The organism is Mycobacterium sp. (assembly GCF_035633495.1).
GTDB lineage: Bacteria > Actinomycetota > Actinomycetes > Mycobacteriales > Mycobacteriaceae > Mycobacterium.
In genome coordinates, this window is sequence record NZ_DASQEU010000035.1 from 1 (window position 1) to 5,787 (window position 5,787).

The 5,787-nt window shown below is 62.2% G+C and carries 5 protein-coding genes and 2 pseudogenes; all 7 read left to right on the forward strand.

The genetic code is table 11. The annotated features are described in order from the left end of the window. Nucleotides 1-192: pseudogene (locus VET27_RS05710) on the forward strand (IS256 family transposase); the annotation flags it as partial. A gap of 263 nt (nt 193-455) precedes the next feature. Then, nucleotides 456-2,237: an NAD(P)H-dependent oxidoreductase subunit E gene (locus VET27_RS05715; RefSeq protein WP_526515991.1), complete on the forward strand. Its 1,782-nt coding sequence runs from the start codon at nt 456-458 to the stop codon at nt 2,235-2,237. Next, on the forward strand, nt 2,234-2,938 hold the full coding sequence (locus tag VET27_RS05720; RefSeq protein ID WP_526515993.1) for a 2Fe-2S iron-sulfur cluster-binding protein: 705 nt from the start codon (nt 2,234-2,236) through the stop codon (nt 2,936-2,938). The genes VET27_RS05715 and VET27_RS05720 overlap by 4 nt, the downstream gene beginning before the upstream one ends. Further along, entirely contained in the window at nt 2,935-3,564 is a 630-nt protein-coding gene (locus VET27_RS05725) for an NADH-quinone oxidoreductase subunit B family protein (RefSeq protein ID WP_526515995.1), read from the forward strand. Before VET27_RS05720 ends, VET27_RS05725 begins: the two co-directional genes overlap by 4 nt. Before the next feature lie 17 nt (nt 3,565-3,581). Further along, nucleotides 3,582-5,048 carry a Ni/Fe hydrogenase subunit alpha gene (locus tag VET27_RS05730; protein ID WP_526515997.1) on the forward strand — a complete coding sequence of 489 codons (1,467 nt, stop codon included), beginning with the start codon at nt 3,582-3,584 and terminating at the stop codon, nt 5,046-5,048. Continuing rightward, a complete protein-coding gene (locus VET27_RS05735) occupies nt 5,032-5,523 on the forward strand; it encodes a hydrogenase maturation protease (protein ID WP_526515999.1) in 492 nt (163 codons plus the stop codon). Before VET27_RS05730 ends, VET27_RS05735 begins: the two co-directional genes overlap by 17 nt. 67 nt (nt 5,524-5,590) lie before the next feature. Continuing rightward, nucleotides 5,591-5,787: pseudogene (locus VET27_RS05740) on the forward strand (IS256 family transposase); the annotation flags it as partial.

Consider the following 5,787-nt stretch of genomic DNA (forward strand, 5'->3'; position numbering starts at 1 on the left):
CGGAAACGTCAAACGCTGGCGCGACGGGCAGATGGCGCTGCGCTGGTGCGCCGCCGGAATGGCCGAGGCCGGCAAGCAGTTCCGCCGCATCCACGGCCACCTGCACCTACCCATACTGCGCGGCGCGCTCGAAACCGAAGCAGCCAACATGACGCAACCGTCGTGCACACTGATCAGGTCAGCGCAGCCTGATGCTCACCGGGCCGCCACCGAAGTTCCGGAGCTCGGGACGTCCTCCGAGAAGGCTTCAGCGAACCATGAAGGTCCCGGTCAGGACCCCTGATGCTCTAGCGCGATCCGTTGAGACAACGGCCCGCGCAAAGCGACCACCGTGGTAGCCTCGAGGCCTCCAGGCGGGCCGGTAGTACGCCACCGGAATGCACCATCGCCGTCTGGTCATACCATTTAAACATTCAGCGTCGATTCGTTCGAACTCCTGGGCGGTGCCACGAACCATGGTTCCAGACGTCGCGACGATTCTCGATCGGTATTCCAAAGACCGAACGGACCTCATCGACATACTGTGGGACGTCCAGCACAGGTACGGCCACATCCACCAGGACGCGGTGCGGGCGGTCGCCGACCAGCTGGGATTGGCCCCCGGCGATGTCATGGAGACCGCATCGTTCTATCACTTCTTTCACACTGAGCCCACCGGCCGATACCGAATTTATCTGAGCGACAACGTCATTGCCAAGATGTACGGTTTCCAGCAGGTCCGCGATGCCCTGGAACGACGAACGGCAGCACGATTCGGCGGGCCCGGAACAGCCGAATTCAGCTTGTTCGAAACCGCGTGCATTGGTCTCAGTGACCAAGAGCCGACGATGCTCATCGACGGCGTGGTCTTCACTCGACTGACGCCCGAATCCGTCACTGACATCATCTCGCGATTGCAGCAGGGACAGTCACCGGAAGAGATCGCCAATCCGTCTGCACTGCCTCGTAGCGATGTCGCCTATGTCGAGGCGCTGATCAATACCACAGTGCACACAGCCGGCCCGGTCTTCTTCAGTGACGAGCCCGACTATGAGGCATTGCTGGACCGGTGTCTGGCGTTGACGCCCGAACAGGTGATCGCGACCATCACGGACTCTCGGCTCCACGGCCGCGGTGGTGCCGGCTTCTCCACCGGAAGCAAGTGGCAGTTGTGTCGTGAGGCGGCCGACGACGAGAAGTACGTCATCTGCAATGCCGATGAGGGTGAGCCCGGTACGTTCAAGGACCGCGTCTTGCTCACTCGAACACCCAAGCAGGTGTTCGTGGGGATGATCATCGCGGCCCACGCCATCGGCGCGGCGCACGGAATCGTGTACCTGCGCGCTGAATACGCTTATCTCAGGGCATATCTCGAGCAGCAACTCACCGAGCTTCGCGACGGCGGCCTGCTCGCTGACGGCTTCGACATCCGCATCACGATGGGTGCCGGATCCTACGTCTGCGGTGACGAGACCGCTCTCATCGAGTCCTGCGAAGGCAAGCGCGGAACGCCACGACTCAAGCCGCCGTTCCCCACCGAGCACGGATTCCGCGGTAAGCCAACCTGCGTCAACAACGTCGAGACGTTCGCCGCTGCGGCGCGGGTCATGGAGTTGGGCGCCGATTGGTATGCCGCGATGGGTACCCCAGGGTCCTCGGGCACCAGGTTGCTCAGTGTCGCCGGGGATTGCACCGCCCCGGGAATCTACGAGTTCGAATGGGGTGTCACCCTGCGTGAGGTGCTGGAGGTCGTCGGCGCACGGGATGCCCGCGCGGTGCAGCTCAGCGGCCCCTCAGGGGAGATGGTTTCGGTCGCCGCGGACGCCGACCGCCGGCTCGCTCACGAGGACCTGTCCTGCAACGGCTCATTCATGGTTTTCAATGCCCAGCGCGACTTGCTCGGCGTTGTCAGGGATTTCATGCAGTTCTTCGTGGACGAGTCCTGCGGTATCTGCGTTCCCTGCCGCGTGGGGAACGTGGTTCTGCGGCAGAAGGTCGACCTGGTCATCGACGGCATGGCCAGTCAATCGGATCTCGACGATATGCTCCAGTGGAGCGGTGTGATCGCCAGGACCAGTCGGTGTGGGCTGGGGACCAGCTCCCCCAATCCGATCTTGACGACACTGGAGAAGTTTCCCGACGAGTACTACCGCCGACTTCACGATCAGACGGGTGACGTGCTGCCGTCCTTCGACATCGAGGACGCACTCGGCGGTTACGGCGCGGCCATGCGGCAACTCGAGCAGGAGTCGAGATGACCATTCAGATTGAGATCGACGGCGTCGCGGTGACCACCGAATTAGGCAGGAACTTCGTCGATGTCGCCGCGGAGTCCGGCGTGTATATCCCGACCCTCTGCTACCTGCCGGGAAAGCCGGTGCTGGGCACCTGCCGCGCGTGTTCGGTCAAAGTCAACGGCCGGGTAGTCCCAGCGTGCACCGTGCAGGTCACCGACGGCATGCATGTCGAGGTGGACGAGCCGCAGACCGTCGACTTGCGCAAGGCGTTGGTCGAAATGCTGTTCTCTGAGGGCAATCACAACTGCCCCAGCTGCGAGAAGAGCGGTCGCTGCACTCTGCAGGCGGTCGGTTACGAGGTCGGCATGACGGTCTCACGGTTCCCGTATCAGTTCCCCGAGCGCGTCCAGGACCATGCCTCCGACAACATCTGGCTGGAACGCGATCGGTGCATCTTCTGCCAGCGCTGTGTCGAGTTCATTCGCGATCACCAAACCGGTGAGAAGATCTTCAGCATCAGTGGGCGCGGCGAGCATGCGCGCATCGAGATCGACGTCGAACTCGCCAATGCGATGCCGCCCGAACAGGTACGAGAAGCGGTGGCCATCTGTCCCGTCGGCACCATCCTAGAAAAGCAGGTGGGCTACGACGACCCGATTGGCCAGCGGTTGTACGACATCGAATCGATACGTGACCGCGCTCTGGGAAGGCAAACCGAATGACCGCACCCGAGATGAACACGATCGCGTCGCACGAGCTTTCGGCGACACCCCTGGACCCGGCGCTTGCCGCCGAACGGGCCGAGAAGATCAAGGTGTCCATGATCAGCCTGTGCGGCTGCTGGGGATGTACTTTGTCCCTCCTGGACCTAGACGAGCGTCTGCTAGGCCTGCTGGACAAGATCACCATCCACCGTTCCTCGCTCACCGACCTCAAACGGATCACCGAACGCTGCGCCATCGGATTCATCGAAGGCGGGGTTGCGAACGAGGACAACATCGAGACGTTGGTGCACTTCCGGGAGAACTGCGACGTCCTCATCTCGGTCGGAGCATGCGCAATCTGGGGCGGGGTACCAGCGATGCGCAACATGGTCGAGCTGAAGGACTGCTTGGCGGAGGCCTACACGAACTCACGCACCGCGGTCCCCGGCGCCGAACCCGTCGTACCGTTCCATCAACAGATTCCCATTTTGACCACCAAGGTGTATCCGTGTCACGAGGTCGTCGCGATGGACTATTTCCTTCCCGGCTGCCCACCCAGACCGGACGCGATCCTGCACGTGCTGGACGACCTGATCAACGACCGTCCCGTCGACTTACCCAAGTCGCTGAACCACTTTGACTGACCTTCGGAAGACCACACATGGGTAGCAGAATCGTCATCGATCCCGTCACCCGCATCGAGGGTCACGGGAAGGTCGTCGTTGAACTCGACGACGACCACAACGTCGTCGACGCCAGGCTCCACGTCGTCGAGTTCCGAGGATATGAGAAGTTCATCCAGGGTCATCCATTCTGGGAGGCCCCGGTGCTGATGCAGCGTATCTGCGGCATCTGCTTCGTCAGTCATCACCTGGCAGGGGCAAAGGTGGTCGACGACATCGTCGGGGTCGGACAGCCCTCGGGGATGTACCTCACGCCGACCGCCGTGAAGATGCGCAGGCTGGGACATTACGCGCAGATGCTGCAGTCACACGTCACCGCGTACTTCTACCTCGTGGTACCGGAGATGCTGTTCGGCATGGACGCTGCACCCGAACAACGCAACATCCTCGGCCTCATCGAGGCCGATCCCGAAATGGTCAAACGCGTTGTGATGCTGCGCAAGTGGGGTCAGGAAGTGATCACGGCGGTCTTCGGCAAGCGCATGCACGGTATCTCGTCGGTGCCGGGCGGCGTGAACAAGAGCCTGACGCCCACCGAGGTGGACCGGCTCGTTCGCGGGGAGGACGGACTTCTGTCGGTCGATCAGGTCATCGACTACGCCCAGTTGGGGCTCGAACTCTTCGACGACTTCCACGACAGGCATCGCAGCGAGGTCGACGGTTTTGCGAACGTGCCCGCGCTCAACATGTGTCTCGTCGACCCCGACGGCAATGTCGACTACTACGACGGCACTCTGAAGATCGTCGACGACGAGAAGAAGGTTGTCCGGCAGTTCGACTACCACGACTACCTCGACCACATCTCCGAGGGCGTCGAAAAGTGGAGCTACATGAAGTTTCCGTTCCTCACCGAACTCGGCCGAGACGCCGGCTCGGTGCGGGTGGGACCACTCGCCCGGCTCAACGTCACGAAGACGCTGTCGACGCCGCTCGCGCAGCACGCTCTGGAGAAGTTCCACGGATACACCGGCGGCTGCGCCAACAATATGACGCTGCACACGAATTGGGCGCGAACGATCGAAATCATCCACGCCGCAGAGGTCGTTCGAGACCTACTGCTGGATCCGGATCTGCAGAAGGACACCTTGGTGGTCACACCGCCCGCCGACGCGTGGACTGGTGACGGAGTCGGGGTGGTGGAGGCGCCCCGCGGCACCCTGCTGCACCATTACCGCGCCGGCCCCGAGGGCAATGTGACATTCGCGAACCTCATCGTGGCCACCACCCAGAACAACCAGGTGCTCAACCGGACGGTGCGTAGCGTCGCAGAGGATTACCTCGGCGGCAAGGCCGAGATCACCGAAGGCATGATGAACGCCATTGAAGTGGGTATCCGCGCCTATGATCCGTGCTTGAGTTGTGCCACACACGCTTTGGGGCAGATGCCGCTCATCGTTTCGGTCGTCGACAAGGCAGGCCGGGTGATCAATGAGCGTGTCCGCTGAGCCGCGATTTCCCACACTGGACTACTTCGACGACCCGTCATCGCTGATCTACGGCATCGGCAATGTCGGACGTCAGGACGACGGACTGGGCTGGGCATTCATCGACGAACTCGAGGCGCAAGAGCACCCTGCCAAGTCGGACCTGCGTCGCACCTACCAGCTCAACCTCGAAGACGCTGACCTGATCAACGGATTCACTCGGGTGCTCTTCGTGGACGCGACGAAGGATCCGGCGGTCGCGTCCTTCGCACTGACACGCCCTGAACCGAAGCTGGATTTCACCTTTACCTCGCACGCACTCTCGATTCCTTCGATCCTCGCGACCGCCAAACAATGCTTCGGGGGGGTTCCCGAGGTCCATCTCTTGGCGATCCGCGGTTACGCGTGGGAACTGCAGATGGGTCTGACCGAGTCGGCGAGACACAACCTCGGCGAAGCACTGAAGTCCTTGTCGACTACGTCATCGACGGAGTGATCGGCCCCGACGGGATCCGGCGCGCTGCGAAGTAAGCATTCGACGCGATGGACAAGATGTTCGCCCGACGTTGCGCTCGACGAACTGCATCGAGTCGATGATCTCCGTCTGCCGCGAGCACGACGGAAACGTCAAACGCTGGCGCGACGGGCAGATGGCGCTGCGCTGGTGCGCCGCCGGAATGGCCGAGGCCGGCAAGCAGTTCCGCCGCATCCACGGCCACCTGCACCTACCCATACTGCGCGGCGCGCTCGAAACCGAAGC

Coding starts and splice junctions, on each gene's coding strand:
- VET27_RS05735 (WP_526515999.1), top strand. CDS start 5,032: ATGAGCGTGTCCGCTGAGCCGCGATTTCCCACACTGGACTACTTCGAC.
- VET27_RS05715 (WP_526515991.1), top strand. CDS start 456: ATGGTTCCAGACGTCGCGACGATTCTCGATCGGTATTCCAAAGACCGA.
- VET27_RS05725 (WP_526515995.1), top strand. CDS start 2,935: ATGACCGCACCCGAGATGAACACGATCGCGTCGCACGAGCTTTCGGCG.
- VET27_RS05730 (WP_526515997.1), top strand. CDS start 3,582: ATGGGTAGCAGAATCGTCATCGATCCCGTCACCCGCATCGAGGGTCAC.
- VET27_RS05720 (WP_526515993.1), top strand. CDS start 2,234: ATGACCATTCAGATTGAGATCGACGGCGTCGCGGTGACCACCGAATTA.